This is a genomic window from Burkholderia sp. 9779_493 (assembly GCF_015712215.1).
GTDB classification, from domain to species: Bacteria; Pseudomonadota; Gammaproteobacteria; order Burkholderiales; family Burkholderiaceae; genus Burkholderia; species Burkholderia cenocepacia.
In genome coordinates, this window is the sequence record NZ_JACCQA010000111.1 from 1 (window position 1) to 454 (window position 454).

Here is a 454-nt window from a genome sequence, read left to right on the forward strand (position 1 = left end):
ATGTGGTAGTTTCTTCGTTCGTCACCGGACCAAGTTATGAAATTCTGCCGTTAAAAATTTATTCGATGGTCAAAGTCGGCGTATCGCCGGAAGTTAACGCGCTGGCAACCATATTACTGGTGCTGTCGCTGGTGATGGTTATTGCCAGCCAGCTTATTGCTCGTGATAAAACGAAAGGTAACACAGGGGACGTTAAATGAAAAAATGGTCACGCCACCTGCTCGCGGCGGGTGCTCTGGCACTGGGCATGAGCGCCGCTCACGCCGATGACAACAACACGCTGTATTTCTACAACTGGACCGAGTACGTGCCGCCAGGACTGCTTGAACAGTTCACCAAAGAAACCGGTATTAAGGTTATCTATTCGACTTACGAGTCGAACGAAACCATGTATGCCAAGCTGAAAACGTACAAAGACGGTGCCTATGACCTGGTGGTTCCTTCAACCTATTAC

General features: G+C 48.9%; 2 pseudogenes. Both read left to right on the forward strand.

The features are described from left to right. Positions 1-200: pseudogene (locus tag H0X95_RS35720) on the forward strand (putrescine ABC transporter permease PotI); the annotation flags it as partial. Further along, positions 197-454, forward strand: a pseudogene (locus tag H0X95_RS35725) (polyamine ABC transporter substrate-binding protein); the annotation flags it as partial. The pseudogenes H0X95_RS35720 and H0X95_RS35725, both read left to right, overlap by 4 nt.